Here is a 19,145-nt window from a genome sequence, read left to right as displayed (position 1 = left end):
CCCGTTTCGTCGTGCCCGCCCGGCACGGACTCGTCCCGGGTAGAGATACCCGCACGGACGACGCGTCATCCCGGTCCGGACCTCCGTCCGGCGCCGCTCCGCCGTCGTGCGTGCGCGTCACTCTACGGCGTGGTCCCCGTCGAACGGGAACCAGTCCGCACGGCCGCGGCATCTGCCCGGAACATCCCCTACCGTGCGGTAATCCCGTCTGGCAGGCTGCGCTCATGACTGCGCGCGCCGCCGACCGGGCCCGTTACGACCGGGCCACCGCCCATCTCGACGCCCCCTTCGCGATCGTGGACCTGGAGGCCTTCGACGCCAACGCGGACGATCTGGTCCGCAGGGCCGGCGGGAAGCCGGTCCGGGTCGCGAGCAAGTCCGTACGCTGCCGTGCGCTGCTCGAACGGGTCCTGGCCCGGGACGGTTTCGCGGGCGTCATGTCGTTCACGCTCGCCGAGTCCCTGTGGCTGGCCCGTTCCGGTTTCGACGACGTCCTGCTGGCCTACCCCTCCGCCGACCGCGCCCGCTACGCGGAGCTCGCCGCCGATCCCAAGCTCGCCGCCGCCGTCACGGTCATGGTGGACGATCCGGCGCAGCTCGACCTGATAGACGCCTCGCGCGGGGACGGCGACGAAGTGGTGCGCGTGTGCCTGGAGTTGGACACGTCCCTGAAGCTGCTCGGCGGGCGGGTGCGGATCGGCGCCCGGCGTTCCCCGCTGCACTCCCCCGACCGGGTGGCCGAGTTCGCGCGCGCGGTGGCCCGGCGCCCCGGCTTCGAGCTCGTCGGGATCATGGCGTACGAGGGTCATGTGGCCGGTGTCGGTGACGCGGTGGCCGGGCGGCCGCTGCGGTCGCGGGCGGTGCGGCTGATGCAGGCGGCCGCGCGCCGTGAACTCGCCGAGCGGCGGGCCGCGGTGGTACGGGCGGTGCGGGCGGTCGTACCGGATCTGGGGTTCGTCAACGGCGGCGGCACGGGCAGTGTGCAGCACACCGCCGCGGAGGACGCGGTCACCGAGATCGCGGCCGGTTCGGGGCTGTACGTGCCGCGTCTGTTCGACAACTACACGTCGTTCAGCGGGCGTCCGGCGGCCCTGTTCGCCCTGCCCGTGGTACGGCGGCCCGGTGTCGGCGTGGTGACGGTGCTGGGCGGGGGCTATCCGGCGTCGGGCGCGGCCGGCGCGGACCGGCTGCCGGTGCCGTACCTGCCGGAAGGGCTGCGGTACGACCCGCAGGAGGGGGCCGGCGAGGTGCAGACGCCGCTGCTGGGCTCGCCCGCCGACGATCTGCTGATCGGCGACAAGGTGTGGTTCCGGCACGCCAAGGCGGGCGAGCTGTGCGAACGGTTCGACGCGCTGCACCTGGTGGAGGGCGACGCGGTGACGGCGACCGTGCCGACGTACCGCGGTGAGGGCCACACGTTTCTGTAGCGGCTCAGTCCGCCGGGCCGATGCTGCTGCCGACGCCGCCGCCGGAGGCCGTGTCGGTGACCGAGCGGATGCCCTCGGTGATGCGGTCCATGTCGGCCGGGGGCGGGCCGTCCTCCCCGGCGTCGAAGACGTAGCGGACGAGGACCGGGGAGCCGGCGCCGACGCTGGAGGGGAACACCAGTGACTGCACATAGCCGCCGGGCCCCTTGGCGGTGGTGACGCGCCACCGCACGAAGTACCCGGCGCGGCCCGCCACCGCGACCGGGCCGGACTTCACGACCTCGTGGGACTCCAGGCCGCCGTAGGGGCGTTGGCCGAGGGCGTCCTTGTCGAAGGCCGCGTCGGCCGCGTCGGAGATGTCCTCCTCGGCGAGCGCCTCGGGTGAGGTCTCGTCGTTCTCGGTGACGGTGCGGGAGATGACGAGGCCGTGCCGGCAGACGGCGCCGTCGCCGGGGCAGTCGTAGGTGCCGTCGGTGGTCATGACGACGTCGTCCTGGGTCACGTTCTCGGGGCGGACCCAGCCGTCGAGGAGCGGGAAGGTGATCCCGTTGAGCTGGTCCTCGACCACGTCCGGGTCACCGGCGGGCGACCCGGACTCGGACGCGGAGGGTGACGGCGCCGGGGGCTCGGGGGCGGACGTGACGGCCGTCGGACCGGTGCGCGTCTCCGGGTCGCCGTCGTCCCCGCCGAGGAGCACCGCGCCGGTGACGACCGCCGCGACCAGCACGGCCCCGGCGGTGGTGAGCGCGACCGTCTTCGTGCGGCCGGTGCCGCCGGTGGACGGGGCCGGCGGCACGGCGGGAGCCCCGGGCGTGCGCCGGTGCTCGGTCCAGGCCGTACCGTCCCACCAGCGTTCCAGGTGCGGGGCGTGCGGGTCGCGGTACCAGCCGGGCGGGGGCGTCATGCTCATCCGGGCACTGTAACGACGAGCGCTACAGCGGTGTGACGTACGCCCCCGAGATCCCGCCGTCCACCAGGAAGTCGGTGGCGTTGACGAAGGAGGAGTCGTCGCTGGCCAGGAAGGCGACGGCGGCGGCGATCTCGTCGGCCTCGGCGAACCGGCCGAGCGGGATGTGCACCAGGCGGCGGGCGGCGCGCTCGGGGTCCTTGGCGAACAGTTCCTGGAGGAGCGGGGTGTTGACGGGGCCGGGGCACAGGGCGTTGACGCGGATGCCCTCGCGGGCGAACTGCACGCCGAGTTCCCGGGACATGGCGAGGACGCCGCCCTTGGAGGCGGTGTACGAGATCTGCGAGGTCGCCGCGCCCATCCGGGCCACGAAGGACGCCGTGTTGATGATGGAGCCCTTGCCCTGGCGCCGCATGTAGGGGATGGCTGCCTTGCAGCACAGGTAGACGGAGGTGAGGTTGACCTCCTGGACGCGCTTCCAGGCGTCCAGCCCCGTCTCCAGGATGGAGTCGTCGTCGGGCGGGGAGATCCCGGCGTTGTTGAACGCGATGTCGACGCTGCCGTAGGTGTCGTACGCGGTCTTGAACAGCGCCTCGACCTGCTCGGGGTCGGTGACGTCGACGTTGACGAAGATGCCGCCGGTCTCCTCTGCGGCGGCCTTGCCGCGTGCCTCGTCCACGTCCCCGCAGACGACGTGCGCGCCCTCGGAGGCGAGCCGGCGGGCGGTGGCGAGGCCGATGCCGCTGCCGGCTCCGGTGACGACGGCGGTGCGGCCGACCAGTCGGCGGCAGATGTTCTCTTCGCTCATGTGCCCTCAGGCCTCCGTGCTGATGAAGACGTTCTTGGTTTCGGTGAAGGCGGCCAGTGCGTCCGGGCCGAGCTCGCGGCCGACGCCGGACTGCTTGAACCCGCCGAAGGGGGTCCAGTAGCGGACGCTGGAGTGGGAGTTGACGGAGAGGTTCCCGGCGCGGACGGCCTGGGAGACGCGCAGGGCGCGGCCGACGTCCCGGGTCCAGATCGAGCCCGAGAGGCCGTAGTCGGTGGCGTTGGCCAGGCGTACGGCGTCGGCCTCGTCGTCGAAGGGGAGGACGACGGCGACGGGGCCGAAGACCTCCTCGACGGCGACGCGCGCACGGGGGTCGACGCCGGTGAGGACGGTGGGCGGGAACCAGTAGCCGGGGCCCTCGGGGGTCTTGCCGCGGATGCCGTCGAGGTCGTCGGTGACGTAGGAGCGGACGCGGGCGAGCTGGGTGGCGGAGATCAGCGGGCCCATGTCCACGTTCTCGTCGGCCGGGTCGCCCACCCGGACCGCCTCGATCGCCGGGGCGAGCAGCTCCAGGAACCGGTCGTACGCGGAACGCTCGACGAGGATGCGGGTGCGGGCGCAGCAGTCCTGGCCGGCGTTGTCGAGGAAGGACATGGGGGCGGCGGTCGCGGCGGCCTCCAGGTCGGCGTCGGCGAAGACGATGTTGGGGCTCTTGCCGCCGAGTTCGAGGGTGACGCGCTTGAGGCGGTCCGCGCCCTTGGCCCACACCCGCTTGCCCACGGCGGTCGACCCGGTGAACACGATCTCGGCGACGCCGGGGTGTTCGACGAGCGCGTTCCCGGCGACGGGACCGTGTCCGGGGAGCACCTGGAACAGGCCCTCGGGCAGGCCCGCCTCCAGGGCCAGTTCGGCGAGGCGCAGGGCGGTGAGGGGGGTGGTCTCGGCGGGTTTGAGGAGCACCGCGTTGCCTGCGGCGAGGGCGGGTGCGGTGCCCCAGGCCGCGATGGGCATGGGGAAGTTCCAGGGGGCGATGACGCCGACGACGCCGAGCGGTTCGAGGAAGGTGACGTTCACCCCGCCCGGGACCGGGATCTGGCGGCCGGTGAGGCGCTCCACTCCCCCGGCCGCGTAGTCGAGCAGGTCGCGGACGTTGCCCGCCTCCCAGCGGGCGTTGCCGAGGGTGTGGCCGGCCTCGCGGACCTCCAGGCGGGCCAGTTCCTCGATGTGCCCGTCGACCGTGGCGGCGAACCGGCGCAGCAGCCGGGCCCGGTCACCGGGCGCGAGGGCGGCCCATGCGGTCTGCGCGCGTGCGGCGCGTACGACGGCGGCGTCGACGTCGGCGGGGGTGGCGGCCGGGACGGTGGCGATCACCTCCTCGGTCGCGGGGTTGCGGACCTGGAGCTCGGAGGGCTGGTCGGACAAGGAGGGCCTCACATGCGTTCGAAGGAGCGGCGCAGCTCCCAGTCGGTGACCGCGGCGTCGAAGGCGTCGGTCTCGACGCGCGCCATGTTGCGGTAGTGCGCGACGACGTCGTCGCCGAAGGCCGCCTTGGCGATCGCGCTGTTCTCCCACAGCTCGGCGGCCTCGCGCAGGGTGGTGGGGACGTGCTCGAAGCCGGCGGTGTAGGCGTTGCCGGGGCAGGGTTCGGGCAGCTCCAGTTTCTGCTCGATGCCGTACAGCCCGGCCGCGACCATGCCGGCCACGGCGAGGTGCGGGTTGACGTCGCCGCCGGGCAGCCGGTTCTCGAAGCGCAGGGAGCGGCCGTGGCCGACCACGCGCAGCGCGCAGGTGCGGTTGTCGCGGCCCCAGGCGACGGCGGTCGGGGCGAAGGAACCCGGCTGGAACCGCTTGTAGGAGTTGATGTGCGGGGCGTAGAGCAGGGAGAACTCGCGGAGCGCGGCGAGCTGCCCGGCGAGGAAGTGGCGCATGACCTCGGACATGGCGTCCGGTTCCTCGGCGGAGTCCGGCATGGCGCTGGCGCCGGCCGTGTCCGCGAGGGAGAGGTGGATGTGGCAGGAGTTGCCCTCGCGCTCGTTGTACTTGGCCATGAAGGTGATCGAGACGCCCTCCTGGGCGGCGATCTCCTTGGCGCCGGTCTTGTAGACGGCGTGCTGGTCGCAGGTGACCAGGGCCTCGTCGTAGCGGAAGGCGATCTCGTGCTGGCCGGGGTTGCACTCGCCCTTGGCGGACTCGACGGTGAGTCCGGCGGCGGCCATCTCGTTGCGGATGCGGCGCAGCAGGGGCTCGATGCGGCCGGTGCCGAGCACCGAGTAGTCGACGTTGTACTGGTTGGCGGGGGTGAGTCCCCGGTAGCCGGCGTCCCAGGCCTGTTCGTAGGTGTCCTTGAAGACGATGAACTCCAGCTCGGTGCCGACCTGGGCGGTGTAGCCGAGGGCGGCGAGGCGGTCCAGCTGGCGGCGCAGTATCTGCCGGGGGGCGGCGACGACCGGGGAGCCGTCGGCCCAGGCGAGGTCGGCGACGACCAGGGCGGTGCCCTCGTTCCAGGGCACCCGGCGCAGGGTGTCGAGGTCGGGGTACATGGCGAAGTCGCCGTAGCCGGTCTCCCAGGAGGACATGGCGTAGCCGTCGACGGTGTTCATGTCGGCGTCGACGGCGAGCAGGTAGTTGCAGCCCTCGGTGCCGTGCCGGAGCACCTCGTCGAGGAAGAAGCGCGCGGCGAACCGCTTGCCCTGGAGCCGCCCCTGCATGTCGGGGAAGGCCAGGACGACGGTGTCGATCTCACCGCCGGCGACGAGGGCGTGCAGCTCCTCGACGGTGAGCGGGGGTGTGCGGTCTGCCACGGGAGGGCCTCCTCGGGCTTCTGCGGGCTTCTTCGGTCGAGCCGGGAGCCTTAAGGTATTGCCGGGAACCATTGCTTGGGAAGGGGGCACGGCCGGATGCCGGAAGACGCGGTCGGCGCGGTCGGGGACCGCCTGGCGCCGGTGCTGCGGCAGGTCCGCGCGGGCAACGGCTTCGAGGAGGCGCTGGAGCAGATCCTCCAGGTGGTGCGGCTGGGCCTGGTGGCGGGCGGGGAGCGGCTGCCGGCCGAGCGGGAGCTGGCGGAGCGGCTGGGGATCAGCCGGGTGACGCTGCGCGAGGTGCTGAAGGTGCTCCAGGAGCAGGGCCTCGTGGAGTCGCGGCGCGGCCGGTACGGCGGAACGTTCGTGCTGCCCCGCCCGACGGACACCGGCGAGGAGGAGCTGCGGCGGCGGATCGCCGGGGTCGACATCGAGGACGTGCTGCGCTTCCGGGAGGTGCTGGAGGTGGGCGCGGCGGGGCTGTGCGCGGCGCACGGGCTGACGGAGGAGCAGGCGGCGCGGCTGCGCGCGGCGCTGTTCGGCACGCAGGAGGCGCCGCTGAGTGACTACCGACGCCTTGACACGCTGTTCCACCTCACCCTGGCGGAGCTGTGCGGCTCGCCGACGCTGACCGCGCAGTACGCGGCGGTACGGGCGACGGTGAACGGCCTGCTGGACTGCATCCCGCTGCTGGTGCGCAACCTGGAGCACTCGCAGCGGCAGCACGCGGCGCTGGTCGAGGCGGTGCTGGAGGGGGACGCGGACGGGGCGAGGGAGATGACGCGCGAGCACTGCGCGGGGACGGCGGCGCTGCTGCGGGGGTTCCTGGCGTGAGGGCGTGACGGAAGCGGGTCCACCGCGGTTTGACGCACGGGGCTTGCGCTCGCGGCGTCCGCGCCACGAAGGTATGGGCCCACAAAGGTCTGGATCCGTTCCATTGCCCCCTGACGTCGCCGCCCCCTGGGGAGTCGCCTTGTGAGCCTTCCATCCGCGTCCCGTGAACCCGCCGGTGAGCCGGACGACTACCTCGAACGCAGGAAGCTGCGCCGCGGCAGCGCCGGCTGGCTGCTGCTGACCGGCCTCGGCGTCGCCTACGTCGTGTCCGGCGACTACTCGGGCTGGAACTTCGGCCTGGCCGAGGGCGGCTTCGGCGGCCTGGCGATCGCCATGGTGCTGATGGGCGCCATGTACACCTGCATGGTGTTCGCCCTGGCCGAGCTGTCGTCGATCCTGCCCACGGCCGGCGGCGGCTACGGCTTCGCCCGCCGGGCGCTCGGACCGTGGGGCGGCTTCCTCACCGGGACCGCGATCCTCATCGAGTACGTCCTCGCGCCCGCCGCGATCTCCATCTTCATCGGCGACTACGTCGAGTCGCTGGGCCTGTTCGGCCTGGAGTCCGGCTGGCCGGTGTACCTGGCCTGCTTCGTCGTCTTCATCGGCATCCACCTGTGGGGCGTGGGCGAGGCGCTGCGCTTCAGCTTCGTCGTCACGGGCATCGCGGTGGCGGCGCTGGTGGTGTTCGCGCTGGGGGCACTGCCCGAGTTCGACGCCTCCTCGCTGGACGACATCCCGGTGGACTCCTCGGCGTTCGGCGCGAACTCCTGGCTGCCGATGGGGCTGCTGGGCATCTGGGCGGCGTTCCCGTTCGGCATGTGGTTCTTCCTGGGCGTGGAGGGCGTGCCGCTGGCCGCCGAGGAGACCAGGGAACCGGCCCGTACGCTGCCGAGGGCGATCCGCTGGTCCATGGGCATCCTGGTGGTGCTGGCCGTGGTGACCTTCTTCGCGGCGGCCGGGGCGCGCGGCTCGGCGGCGGTCCAGGACGCGGGCAACCCGCTGGTGGAGGCGCTCCAGCCGGACGGCGAGGCGACGGCGCTGAGCCGGATCGTGAACTACGCGGGCCTCGCCGGACTGGTCGCGTCGTTCTTCTCGCTGATCTACGCCGGTTCGCGCCAGCTTTTCGCGCTGTCCCGCGCGGGCTACCTGCCGAAGTTCCTCTCCCTCACCAGCAGCCGCAGGGCGCCCTACCTCGGCCTGCTGGTGCCGGGCGCGATCGGCTTCGCGCTGGCCGCCGGGACGGGCAACGGCGCGCGCATGCTGAACATCGCCGTCTTCGGCGCGACGATCTCGTACGCGCTGATGTCCCTCTCCCACATCGTGCTGCGCCGCCGGGAGCCGGACCTGCCGCGGCCGTACCGTACGCCGGGCGGGGTGCTCACCTCGTCGGTGGCGCTGGTGCTGGCCTGTGCGGCGCTGGTGGCGACGTTCCTGGTGGACGTGACGGCGGCGTTCATCGCGTTGGCGGTCTACATCGTGGCCGTGGCGTACTTCGGTCTCTACAGCCGCAAGCACCTGGTGGCGAAGGCGCCGGAGGAGGAATTCGCGGCGCTGGCGGCGGCCGAGGCAGAGTTGTCACGGGACTGAAGTGCGGGAAAGGTGATCGGCATGACGGCCAGGCCACTCATCGGCATCAGCACGTACGCGGAGTCCGGTGTGCGCTGGGGCGTGTGGCAACTGGACGCCGCGCTGTTGCCGGCCGGCTATCCGCGGCTGGTGCAGCGGGCGGGCGGACTGGCCGCGATGCTCCCGCCGGACGCCCCGGAGCGGGCGGCGGCGACCGTGGCCCGGCTCGACGGCCTGGTCGTCGCGGGCGGCCCGGACGTGGAGCCCGTCCACTACGGCGCCGAGCCCGACCCGCGCACGGGACCGCCCGCCCGGACGCGGGACGCCTGGGAACTCGCCCTGATCGAGGCGGCCCTGGACCGCCGGATCCCGCTGCTGGGCATCTGCCGGGGCATGCAGCTCCTGAACGTCGCCCTGGGCGGCACCCTGGTCCAGCACATCGACGGCCACGCGGAGGTGCCGGGCACCTTCGGCCACCACCCGGTCAAGCCGGTCCCCGGCACGCTCTACGCCGGCATCGCCCCGGAACAGACCTCCGTCCCCACCTACCACCACCAGTCGGTGGACCGCCTGGGCACGAACCTGATCCCGTCGGCGTACGCGGAGGACGGCACGGTGGAGGCGATCGAACTCGCCACGTCCCCCTGGGTCCTGGGCGTCCAGTGGCACCCGGAGATGGGAAACGACCTACGCGTCATGCAAGCCCTGACCACCGCCGCGCTCCGCGGGCAGCCCTCGCCGCCGTAACCGCGGGCAGAGTCGTGCCTCCCCCAGTGCCTCAAGGGCCTGGGAGGTACCCCCAGGGGCGGCACGGGTGGGCGCGACGGCACCCCGTAAGCGCCGGGCAGCGCGACCCGCCCCCGCCCAGCCCCAACGAGGCTCACCCCCGCGTCAGCGACAACAGATCCCGCGCCGGCCCGGTCGGCCGGTGCCCCGTGGGCCACACCGCACGCAGGTCGCGGGCCAGGGCAATACCGTTCACCGGGATACGGACCAGCCGCCGCATCGCCAGCTCCTCCCCCACCGCCAGCTCGCTCAGAACCGCCGGCCCCGCCCCGCCCACAGCCGCCGCCTTCACCGCCGTGGTCGAAGACAACTCGATCAACGGCCGGGCCAACCCTCCCAGCGCAGCGTCCAGGACCTGCCGCGTCCCCGACCCCTTCTCCCGCAGGATCAACGGCGTACTCGCCAACTCCTCCGCCGCGATCGGCCGCCGCCGACGGGCCCACGCGTGCGACGGCGCCGCGACCACGATCAGCCGGTCATGGGCGATCACCGCGGAATCCAGCCCCGCCGACACCGTGAGTCCCTCCACGAACCCCACGTCCGCCTCCCCCGCCAGCAGCCGCTCCGCCACCGCCGCCGAGTTCCCGGCCAGCAGCGACACCGCCGTGTCCGGCCGGTCCGCGCGCAGCGCGAGCAGCCATCCCGGCAGCAGGTACTCGGCGATCGTCATGCTCGCCGCCACCCGCAGCCGTGAGTCCCTGCGGTCCCGCAGCGCCTGCGCGCCCGCGTCGAAGGCCTCCGCCGCCTCCACGATCCGCCGCGCCCAGTCGGTGACCAGCGCCCCCGCGTCGGTCAGCCGCGACCCGCGCGGCGAGCGGTCGACGAGTGCCACCCCGAGCTGTCGTTCCATCGACCGGATCCGGCTGCTGGCGGCGGGCTGGGTGATGCCCAGCTCCCGCGCCGCCCCGCCCAGGCTCCCCAGCCGCGCCACCGCCAGCAGCAGCTCCAGCGCCCCGAGGTCCGGCACCCGGTGAGCCAGGGATCCCGGGCTCGCGGAGCGGTGCCCTGGATGGTCGTGGTCATCCGTTGTGCTCATAAGCCCAGCTTATGCCGCCATAGAGGGGTGCTCCCTGGTGGCGGTGCCCCGCCGGCCCGACCGTATGACCATGGTCACCGCAATCCGGCCCCTGCCACCTCTCCCCCGTGCCACCGCACGGCCCCCGCGTGCCGCCGCCGTCCGTCACCTCGGACCCAACTGGTACGCCTGCGTGATGGGCACCGCCATCGTCGCCGGAGCGGGCGCAGCGCTCCCCGCGCTCCCCGCGCACACGCCCGGTCTGCGCCCCGCGCTCACCACCGTCTGGGCGCTGTCCCTCGTCCTCCTGGCGGTCCTGCTCGCCGCCCGCGCCCTGCACTGGGCCCACCACCGCGACCGGGCCCGCGCCCACCTCCTCGACCCCGCCATGGCGCCCTTCTACGGCTGTCTCTCCATGGCGCTGCTGGCCGTCGGCGGCGGCTCCCTGACCCTCGGGCGGGACTGGATCGGGCCGCGCGCGGCCGTCGTCCTCGACGCCGTGCTGTTCACCGCCGGTACGGCCGTCGGGCTGGCCGCCGCCGTGGCCGTCCCGTACCTCATGGCCGTACGCCACCGGGTGACGGCGCAGGAGGCGACGCCCGTCTGGCTGCTGCCGCTGGTCGCGCCCATGGTGTCCGCCGCGCTCGGGCCCCGCCTGGTGCCGTACCTCCCGGAGGGCCAGCCCCGCGCCACCCTGCTGCTCGCCTGTGTCGCGCTGTTCGGGCTCAGCCTCCTCGCCACCCTGATGACGCTGCCGCTGGTCTTCGGCCGGCTGATCACCCACGGCCCGCTGCCCCTCGTCCTCACCCCGTCGCTGTTCCTGGTGCTCGGACCGCTCGGCCAGTCCACGACCGCCGTCGGCGCCTTCGCGGACATCGCCCCGGGGGTCGTACCGGCGCCGTACGACGAGGGCTTCCGCGTGCTCGCCGTCCTGTACGGGGTGCCCGTCACGGGGTTCGCGCTGCTGTGGCTCTGCCTCGCCGCCGCGCATGTCGTACGGGCGTGGCGGCGGGGCATGCGCTTCGCGATGACGTGGTGGTCGTTCACGTTCCCGGTCGGCACCTGTGTCACCGGCGCCGGGGCCCTCGCCTCGCACACCGGGCTGCTCGCCTACGACGTACTGGCGCTCGCCCTGTACGTCCTGCTGGCCGGTGCCTGGGCCACCGCCGCCTGGTGCACGGCGCGCGGGCTGCTCAGCGGCGCGCTGCTCGCAGGGCCCGCCCCAGGACCGCCGGCGCCCCGGTCAGCGACGGCCCGTACCAGGTGAGGTGCCGACCGTCGACGAGGGCGCAGGGCAGACCGAGGAAGGCCTCCGGTCCGTCGTCGGCGGTGAAGCGGTAGGGCTCGTCGGGGAGGACCACCACGTCGGGACCCGCCGCGCGCAGTGCGTCGAGCGGGACGCGCGGATAGCGCTCCGGGTGGCTCGCGTAGAGGTGGTCGACGCCGAGGCGGGAGAGCAGGTCGCCCGCGAAGGTGTCCCGGCCCAGCACCATCCAGGGGCGCCGCCAGACGGGCACGACCGCCGTGCGGCGCTCCGCGTGCGTCGGCAGCGTCGCCCAGGCCGCCTCGGCCTCGTCCAGCCAGCGGGGGCGGGCCCGTGCCCCGCACGCCGTGAGCACCCGGTCCAGCTCGCGGAAGGCCTGGGGCAGCGTCCGTACCTCGGTCACCAGCACGTCGAGGCCCGCCGCGCGCAGGGCCGCCAGGTCGCTCTCGCGGTTCTCCTCCTCGTTGGCGATCACCAGATCGGGGGCGAGGGCGACGATCCGGTCCACCTTCGGGTTCTTCGTGCCGCCGACGCGTACGACGTCCAGCCCGGCCGGACGCGTGCACCAGTCGGTGGCGCCGGCCAGGGAGCCGGGGGCGGAGAGCGCCACGGCCTCCGTCAGCGAGGGGACGAGGGAGACGACCCTGGCGGGACTCATCGGCGGGGCTTGTCCCGCAGCGCCTCGATGTGCTCGGCGACGGCGACGACCAGCAGCCGTGTCTCCGGGACCGTGGCCCGCCAGCGGTGCCGTACGCCTCCGGTGAGGTACAGGGTGTCGCCGCGGCCGAGGCGGTACGCGCGGCCCTCCGCCTCGATCTCCACGGCGCCGTCCGCCACGTACATCAACTGGTCGTTGCGGAACTGGAGTTCACGGCCGGCGTCATGGTCGCCGGTGAACTCGGAGGCGTGCATCTGGTGGTGGCCGCGCACCAGGGAGCGCACCCGCGGTTCCGTCCACGGCTCGGCGCCCTCGGCGCGGACGACGTCCACGCTGCACGCGGGGTCGGCGGCGGCGAGGAGCTCCACGGCGGTGGTGCGCAGGGCGTCGGCGAGCTTCTCCAGGGAGCTCTGGCTGGGACGCGCCCGCTCGTTCTCGATCTGGCTGAGGAACGGGACCGACAGGCCGCTGCGCTCGGCCACGACGGCGAGGGTGAGGTCCAGCGCACGGCGTCGCCGCCGCACGGCCGCGCCCACCCGCAAGGGCTGTTCCTTGTGGTCGCCCATCGCTCCGGCTCCCTCCTCCGCCGATCGTCCCGCACCCCGTGCGCCGCGGACCCGGCGCACTCCTTCTCGTGAGTTGTCTGCACCCTACGCATGTTCGGCAAACCGTTTCAGGCGCCTGTCACATCGCCGTCACACGTGACCGGCGCCGACCCGCCAGTTCACGCCAGCCGCCCCGCGAGCCCCTCGGTTCCTCCCGCGCGCGATAAGGGGTGTTCCCGCCATTGTTCCCCTCACACGGCGGAAGGTCACCAGGAGGTCCGGGGAGGGCGTCGCGCTGCGTGGTTGTCCGGATTCCTACCGTGTTCCCGCCCGGTTCCGGACATGCCCGAGGGGCGGGCCCGGCCGCGCCGTCAGGTGCGTGGCCGGGCCCGCCCCTCGGGGGCGGCCGGTACGGCGGTTACCGCGGAGTCGTCTCCCGCGGGGTCGTCTACTGCGGGGTCATCCGCTCCACCATGTCCGGGTGCTCCTTCAGCCAGGCGGCGACGGCCTCCTCCTCGTGGCCCTGGCCACGGTTCTTGATCTCGGCCTCCAGGCTGCCCAGCTCGTCCTCGCTCATATGGAAGCCCTTGATCCACTTCGTGAGCTCGGGGTACTGCTCGGGGAACTTCTTGCTCGCGATGGTGCGGATCGTGTTGCCCTCGCCGAAGGCCTTCTTGGGGTCCTTCAGCTTGGTCAGCTCGTACTCGCTGTAGGCCCAGTGCGGCGACCACAGGGTGACCGCGATCGGCTCCTTCTTGGCGAGGGCCCGCTTGAGCTCGGCCAGCATCGCCGGCGTGGAGCCGTCGACGACCTTGTACTCGTCCTCCAGGCCGTAGCCCGGCATGACCTCGTTCTTGAGCAGCTGCATCTCGCCGGTGCCGGGCTCGATGCCGATGATCCGCCCGTCGAACAGGTCGGCCTTGCCCTTGAGGTCCTCCAGGGACTCGACGTCCTTGACGTACGAGGGGACGGCGATCTCCAGCGAGGTGGGCTCGTACCAGGTGCCCAGGTCGGTGAGGTCGTCCTTGCTCTTGTCCCAGTAGTTCTTCTGCGCGTACGGCAGCCAGGCGTCGAAGTTGAGGTCGAGGTCACCGGAGGCGAGGCCGGTGTAGACCGGGCCGACCTCCATCTGCTTGAGGTTCAGCGTGTAGCCGCGACGCTCCAGGACGTTCTTCCACAGGTAGGTGACGGCGATGTCCTCGTCCCAGGGGAACCAGGCCACGTCCAGCGGCCGCTCCGCCTCGGCGGGGGTGTCGCCGGAGCCCGACCGGACCGGGGCCAGCTTGTCGACCACGTCCGGGTTGGCCTTCAGCCAGGTGCGGACGGCGTCCTGCTGCTTGCCCTTGCCGGCCTTGTTGATCTCGGCTTCCAGGCCGGTGAGTTCCTTCTCGGTCATCGAGAAGTCCTTCAGCCACTTCCCGACGAGCGGGTTGTCACCGGCGAAGCCCTTGCGCGACACCGTGTGCACGCCGTCGCCCTTGCCCCAGCTTCCCTTGGGGTCCTTCAGCTTCTTCAGGTCGTAGTCGCTGTACGCCCAGTGCGGCGACCAGAGCGTGACGACGACCGGTTCCTTCTTGCTGTAGGCCCGCTTGAGCTCGGCCAGCATCGCCGGGGTGGAGCTGTCGACGACCTCGTACTCCTTGTCCAGGCCGTACTCCTTGAGGACCTTGCTCTTGAGCAGGCCCATCATGCCGGCGCTGGACTCGATGCCGGTGATCTCCCCGCCGAAGAGGTCCGCCTTGCCCTTGAGGTCCTCCAGGCTGTCGACGTCCTTCATGTACGACGGGACGGTCAGCTCCAGTGACGTCTCGCCGTACCAGGAGCCGAGGTCGTCGAGCTGCTCGCCGTACTTCTTCCAGTACGCCTCGTGGGTGGTGGGCAGCCAGGCGTCCGTCTGGAAGTCGATGTTGCCCTGCGCGAGGGCGGTGTAGAGCGGGCCGGCCTCGAACTGCTTGGCCTCGACCTCGAAACCGCGCTGTTCCAGGATCTCCTTCCACAGGAAGGTGGAGGCGACGCCCTCGTCCCAGGGGATGTAGCCGATGGTGATCTTCTTGCCGTCGCCGACCTTCTCGCCGCCGGCGGTGGTGGTCTTGGAGTCGCTGCCGCCGAAGATCCCCATGCCGCCCGCGACCAGGGCGAGGACGACGACACCGATCACGGCGACCTGCGGGCGGGGCCGGTAGGACCAGATCTTCAGCCCCTGCGCGGAGCGTGCCTTGGCGGCGGCGCGCCGGCCGAGCGGGGAGACCTGGGTGCCCAGGGCGCTGGTCATGCGGTCCAGGTAGATCGCCAGGATGACGATGGCGATGCCGGACTCGGCGCCGAGACCGATGTTGAGCTGCCCGATGGCCTCGATGACCGCGCCGCCGAGTCCGCCGGTGCCGACCATGCCGGCGATCGCGGCCATGGACAGGCCGAGCATGATGACCTGGTTGACACCCGCCATCACCGTGGGCAGCGCCAGCGGAAGCTGCACCCGCAGCAGGGTGTTGCGGGGCGTGGTGCCGAACGCCTCGGCCGCCTCGACCAGTTCCTTGTCGACCTGGCGGATGCCCAGCTCGGTCATGCGCACGCCCGGGGCGAGCGCGAAGATCAGGGTGGCGACGATGCCCGGGGCGGAGCCGGTCCCGAAGAACAGGATCGCCGGGATGAGGTAGATCATCGCGGGCAGCGTCTGCATGAAGTCCAGGATCGGCCGGACCACGGCGCTGACCCGGTCCGAGCGGGCCGCCCAGATCCCCACCGGCACCGATATGACCAGCGCGATCACCGTGGCGACGATGACCAGCGCCAGCGTCACCATCGAGTCCTCCCACAACTCCATGGAGTCGAGGAAGGCGAAACCGAAGAAGGTGAGGACACCGGCGAAGGTGCCGCGCAGCCAGAAGGCGATGACCGCGAAGATGCCGCAGAGGATCAGCGGTTCGGGGGCCTGGAGGACGGCGTTGACACCGTCGTAGGCGCCGGTGAAGACGGTCTTGAAGAAGTCGAACAGCCAGGTGACGTTGGCGAGCAGCCAGTCGACGGCGCTGTTGACCCAGTCGCCGAGCGGGATCCTAGGCACGGGCCATCACCTTCTCGCCGCCCTTGTCGCGCGGGGTGTCGCAGACCCCCGGGTCGGACTCCTCGTCGCCGAGGAAGCCGACGAGGCGCTGCCGGGGTACGACCCCGACGAGCGCGCCCTCCTCGTCCAGCACCGCCACGGGGTGCGGTACGCGGGCACTGATCGCGCACAGGTCGGTGAACGGCGTGTCGGGCGTCGCGGTCTCGCAGCCGCAGTCGGCCTCGTCGCCGCGGACCTCGCGGTCCATCACGGCGCCGGCGGTGAGCACGCGGGAGCGGTCGACGTCCTGGGTGAAGGAGGCGACGTAGTCGTTGGCGGGGCGGATCAGGATGTCCTGCGCGGTGCCGATCTGCACGATGCGGCCGTCGCGCATCACCGCGATCCGGTCGCCCAGGCGCATGGCCTCGTTGAGGTCGTGGGTGATGAAGACGATCGTCTTCTTCAGGGTCTTCTGCAGTTCGAGGAGCTGGTCCTGCATGTCGCGGCGGATCAGCGGGTCGAGGGCGCTGAAGGACTCGTCCATCAGCAGCAGGTCGGCGTCGGTGGCGAGCGCGCGGGCGAGACCCACGCGCTGCTGCATGCCGCCCGACAGCTCGTCCGGCCACGACTTCTCCCAGCCGGCCAGGCCGCACAGGGCGAGCGCCTCGTCGGCGCGGCGTTCGCGCTCGGCGCGGGGCACGCCCTGCACTTCAAGACCGTAGGCGGCGTTGTCGCGGACGCTGCGGTGCGGGAACAGCGCGAAGTGCTGGAAGACCATGCTGATCTTCTTGGAGCGGACCTGGCGCAGCTCCCGGTCGGGCAGCGCGGTCAGGTCCTGGCCGTCGAAGCGCACGTGTCCGGCGGTGGGCTCCAGCAGGCCGTTCAGCATGCGCAACAGGGTGGACTTGCCGGAGCCCGACAGGCCCATGACGACGAAGATCTCGCCCGGCTCCACGGTGAACGAGGCGTCGATGACGGCGGCGGTGGTGCCGTCGGAGCGCAGCTCCTCCCGGTCGGCCTTCTTCTTGCGCAGTCGTTCGACCGCCTGGTCCGGTCGTCTGCCGAACACCTTGAACAGATGCTCGGCCTCAAGCCTGGATGACACGCGTACCTCTTGTCTCGACGGCAAATGACGGAAGCGATGCCCGGCGGGCGGCTCACGCGGCCCCAAAACAGTTGAATCTGTAACCGGCATCGCTCCGGGCCGCGCCTCCCCGGTTTTGCACAGGGCAAACGTGTTCGTGTGACGCCTCACACAGGTCGCGCAGGGCGCAGGTTGTTGCATATGGCGCAACTGCGGGCAGTCGTGCCTCCCCCAGTGCCTCAAGGGCCTGGGAGGCACCCCCGGAGCGGCACGGGTGGGCGGTGGGGGTCCCTCCCGCTCATGGGGGTCCCTCCCGCTCGAGCGAAGCCGAGAGTGGGGGAGGCACCCCGCAGACGCCGGGCTGCGTAAACCCACCCCCGGCCCACGCCGACGCACCCGCACTGTCAGCGGTGTACGGCATGATGCGGTCCGTGACCGGACGACTCATGCTCCTAGACACCGCTTCCCTGTACTTCCGCGCCTACTTCGGCGTCCCGGACTCCGTCAGGGCCCCGGACGGCACCCCGGTGAACGCCGTACGCGGACTGCTCGACTTCATCGACCGCCTGGTCAAGGACCACCGCCCCGACCACCTGGTCGCCTGCATGGACGCCGACTGGCGCCCGAAGTGGCGGGTGGAACTGATCCCCTCCTACAAGGCGCACCGCGTCGCCGAGGAGCGCGCGGCGGGCCCGGACGAGGAGGAGGTGCCCGACACGCTGTCCCCGCAGGTGCCGGTCATCGAGAGCGTGCTCGACGCGGTGGGCATCGCGCGGGTGGGGGTCTCCGGGTACGAGGCGGACGACGTGATCGGCACGTTCACCGGCCGGGCCGGCGGGCCGGTCGACATCGTCACCGGTGACCGCGATCTCTACCAGCTGGTGGACGACGCGCGCGGGGTGCGCGTGCTGTATCCGCTGAAGGGCGTCGGCACGCTCCAGGTCACCGACGAGGCCGTGCTGCGCGAGAAGTATGGGGTGGACGGCAGGGGGTACGCGGATCTGGCGCTGCTGCGCGGTGATCCGAGCGACGGTCTGCCGGGCGTGCCGGGCATCGGGGAGAAGACGGCGGCCAAGCTGCTGGCCGAGTTCGGCGACCTGGCCGGGATCCTGGCGGCCGTGGACGACCCGCGGGCCAAGCTCACGCCGTCGCAGCGCAAGCGTCTGGACGAGGCGCGGCCGTATCTCGCGGTCGCCCCCAAGGTCGTCCGGGTCGCGGACGACGTCCCGCTCCCGGACGTCGACACGGCGCTGCCGCACGGGCCGCGCGACCCGGCCGGGGTGGAGTCCCTGGCCGCCCGCTGGGGTCTGGGCGGCTCGCTGCAGCGCCTGCTGACGACCCTCTCGGCGTGAGCCGCACACATTGCTGAACCGGACGGGGTGTCCGCCGACGGGACGTCGACCGAGACCGAGGTGCTAACTTAGGTAACCCTAACTGTGACAGCTGGGAGGCTCCTCATGGCAGAGCGACCGGTACGCGCGCCGCGCGCGCCGCACACCGCCGAGGTCGTCCGCACCGAGCGGCTGACCCCGCACATGCAGCGCGTGGTGCTCGGTGGTGAGGGGCTCTCCGATTTCTCGGCGGACACCTGCACCGATCACTACGTCAAGCTGCTGTTCCCGGCCGCGGGGGCGACGTATCCGGAGCCCTTCGACCTCCAGCGCATCCGTGAGGAGTTCCCGCGCGAGCAGTGGCCGGTGACCCGGACGTACACGGTGCGCCAGTGGGACGCCGAGCACCGTGAGCTGACCCTGGACTTCGTGGTCCACGGCGACGAGGGCCTGGCCGGCCCCTGGGCGGCGAACGTCCGGCCGGGCGAGGTCGTCCGGTTCCTGGGCCCCGGCGGCGCCTACGCGCCCGACCCGGCCGCCGCCTGGCATCTGCTCGTCGGCGACGAGAGCGCGCTGCCCGCGATCGCCCGCTCGCTGGAGGCGCTGCCGCACGGCGCCAGGGCGTTCGCCTTCGTGGAGATCTCCGGTCCCGACGAGGAGCAGAAGATCGACTCCGATGTGGAGGTCCGCTGGCTGCACCGCGGCGGCCGGCCCGTCGGCGAGGCCCTGGTGGAGGCCGTCCGGAGCCTCGACTTCCCGGAGGGCCGGGTGCACGCCTTCGTCCACGGCGAGGCCCACTTCGTGAAGGAGCTGCGCCGTCTGCTGCGGGTCGAGCGCGGCATTCCGCGCGAGGACCTGTCGATCTCCGGTTACTGGCGCCTCGGCCACAACGAGGACGGCTGGCAGGCCTCCAAGCGCGACTGGAACGCCCGCATCGAGGCCGAGCAGGAAGCCGCGGAAACCTCCGCCTGACCTCCCCCTCCACCCGGAGGACCGCACGACCACGGTGCCGGTCCGGTGGGGCGCGCACAGCTCCCACTGACCTCCCCCACCCGGAGGACCGCACGACCACGGTGCCGGTCCGGTGGGGGTGCGCGTAGCGCCCACGGCCGGTGGGTGGG

The 19,145-nt window shown here is 72.4% G+C and carries 16 protein-coding genes; 7 read left to right on the top strand and 9 right to left on the bottom strand.

The window, feature by feature from the left end:
- Window positions 1-224: 224 nt before the first annotated feature.
- Window positions 225-1,427 (top strand): amino acid deaminase/aldolase, encoded by a 1,203-nt coding sequence (locus AMK33_RS17030; protein ID WP_073933677.1) that lies wholly within the window; start codon window positions 225-227, stop codon window positions 1,425-1,427.
- A 4-nt stretch (window positions 1,428-1,431) separates the two neighbouring features.
- Here the strand turns inward: AMK33_RS17030 and AMK33_RS17025 are convergent, their stop codons facing one another.
- Genes AMK33_RS17025 through AMK33_RS17010 form a run of 4 tightly spaced genes read right to left on the bottom strand, consistent with a single transcriptional unit; the run spans window position 1,432 to window position 5,901 of the window.
- A complete protein-coding gene (locus AMK33_RS17025; protein ID WP_073933676.1) occupies window positions 1,432-2,331 on the bottom strand; it encodes a DUF2510 domain-containing protein in 900 nt (299 codons plus the stop codon).
- 28 nt (window positions 2,332-2,359) lie between these two features.
- Complete coding sequence (locus AMK33_RS17020; protein WP_073933675.1) at window positions 2,360-3,142, bottom strand: 3-oxoacyl-ACP reductase; 783 nt, start codon at window positions 3,140-3,142, stop codon at window positions 2,360-2,362.
- Window positions 3,143-3,148: 6 nt separating this feature from the next.
- The gene (locus AMK33_RS17015; protein ID WP_073933674.1) at window positions 3,149-4,522 is read right to left on the bottom strand and encodes an aldehyde dehydrogenase family protein; all 1,374 of its coding nucleotides are present in this window, start codon (window positions 4,520-4,522) and stop codon (window positions 3,149-3,151) included.
- An 8-nt stretch (window positions 4,523-4,530) separates the two neighbouring features.
- Entirely contained in the window at window positions 4,531-5,901 is a 1,371-nt protein-coding gene (locus tag AMK33_RS17010; RefSeq protein WP_073933673.1) for a glutamine synthetase family protein, read from the bottom strand.
- Window positions 5,902-5,997: 96 nt separating this feature from the next.
- Between AMK33_RS17010 and AMK33_RS17005 the strand changes: the two genes are divergently transcribed.
- The 3 genes from AMK33_RS17005 (at window position 5,998) to AMK33_RS16995 (ending at window position 9,045) form a co-directional block, all read left to right on the top strand.
- Window positions 5,998-6,732, top strand: coding sequence for a FadR/GntR family transcriptional regulator (locus tag AMK33_RS17005; protein ID WP_073933672.1), 735 nt, complete (start codon window positions 5,998-6,000; stop codon window positions 6,730-6,732).
- A gap of 141 nt (window positions 6,733-6,873) precedes the next feature.
- Window positions 6,874-8,319, top strand: coding sequence for an ethanolamine permease (gene eat, locus AMK33_RS17000; protein ID WP_073933671.1), 1,446 nt, complete (start codon window positions 6,874-6,876; stop codon window positions 8,317-8,319).
- A 21-nt stretch (window positions 8,320-8,340) separates the two neighbouring features.
- Window positions 8,341-9,045: a gamma-glutamyl-gamma-aminobutyrate hydrolase family protein gene (locus AMK33_RS16995; RefSeq protein ID WP_073933872.1), complete on the top strand. Its 705-nt coding sequence runs from the start codon at window positions 8,341-8,343 to the stop codon at window positions 9,043-9,045.
- Window positions 9,046-9,178: 133 nt separating this feature from the next.
- On the opposite strand, the gene AMK33_RS16990 is transcribed toward AMK33_RS16995, so the two are convergent.
- Window positions 9,179-10,120 (bottom strand): LysR family transcriptional regulator, encoded by a 942-nt coding sequence (locus AMK33_RS16990; protein ID WP_073933670.1) that lies wholly within the window; start codon window positions 10,118-10,120, stop codon window positions 9,179-9,181.
- Between the two features lie 70 nt (window positions 10,121-10,190).
- Between AMK33_RS16990 and AMK33_RS16985 the strand changes: the two genes are divergently transcribed.
- Complete coding sequence (locus AMK33_RS16985; RefSeq protein ID WP_073933871.1) at window positions 10,191-11,366, top strand: TDT family transporter; 1,176 nt, start codon at window positions 10,191-10,193, stop codon at window positions 11,364-11,366.
- On the opposite strand, the gene AMK33_RS16980 is transcribed toward AMK33_RS16985, so the two are convergent.
- From AMK33_RS16980 to AMK33_RS16965, 4 genes are all read right to left on the bottom strand, one after another.
- Window positions 11,293-12,021: a helical backbone metal receptor gene (locus AMK33_RS16980; RefSeq protein WP_073933669.1), complete on the bottom strand. Its 729-nt coding sequence runs from the start codon at window positions 12,019-12,021 to the stop codon at window positions 11,293-11,295. The genes AMK33_RS16985 and AMK33_RS16980 overlap by 74 nt on opposite strands.
- The gene (locus tag AMK33_RS16975) at window positions 12,018-12,587 is read right to left on the bottom strand and encodes a helix-turn-helix domain-containing protein (RefSeq protein WP_073933668.1); all 570 of its coding nucleotides are present in this window, start codon (window positions 12,585-12,587) and stop codon (window positions 12,018-12,020) included. The genes AMK33_RS16980 and AMK33_RS16975 overlap by 4 nt, the downstream gene beginning before the upstream one ends.
- Before the next feature lie 427 nt (window positions 12,588-13,014).
- Entirely contained in the window at window positions 13,015-15,630 is a 2,616-nt protein-coding gene (locus tag AMK33_RS16970) for an ABC transporter permease/substrate binding protein (protein WP_073933667.1), read from the bottom strand.
- On the bottom strand, window positions 15,623-16,714 hold the full coding sequence (locus AMK33_RS16965) for a quaternary amine ABC transporter ATP-binding protein (RefSeq protein WP_073933666.1): 1,092 nt from the start codon (window positions 16,712-16,714) through the stop codon (window positions 15,623-15,625). Before AMK33_RS16965 ends, AMK33_RS16970 begins: the two co-directional genes overlap by 8 nt.
- Before the next feature lie 401 nt (window positions 16,715-17,115).
- On the opposite strand from AMK33_RS16965, the gene AMK33_RS16960 reads away from it, so the two are divergent.
- Entirely contained in the window at window positions 17,116-18,045 is a 930-nt protein-coding gene (locus AMK33_RS16960) for a 5'-3' exonuclease (protein WP_235618123.1), read from the top strand.
- A 105-nt stretch (window positions 18,046-18,150) separates the two neighbouring features.
- Complete coding sequence (locus AMK33_RS16955; RefSeq protein ID WP_073933665.1) at window positions 18,151-18,996, top strand: siderophore-interacting protein; 846 nt, start codon at window positions 18,151-18,153, stop codon at window positions 18,994-18,996.
- The last annotated feature ends 149 nt before the right edge of the window (window positions 18,997-19,145 follow it).

It is taken from the genome of Streptomyces sp. CB02400 (assembly GCF_001905725.1).
In the GTDB taxonomy this organism is placed as follows: domain Bacteria; phylum Actinomycetota; class Actinomycetes; order Streptomycetales; family Streptomycetaceae; genus Streptomyces; species Streptomyces atrovirens.
This window is presented reverse-complemented; position numbering and strand designations above follow the sequence as displayed.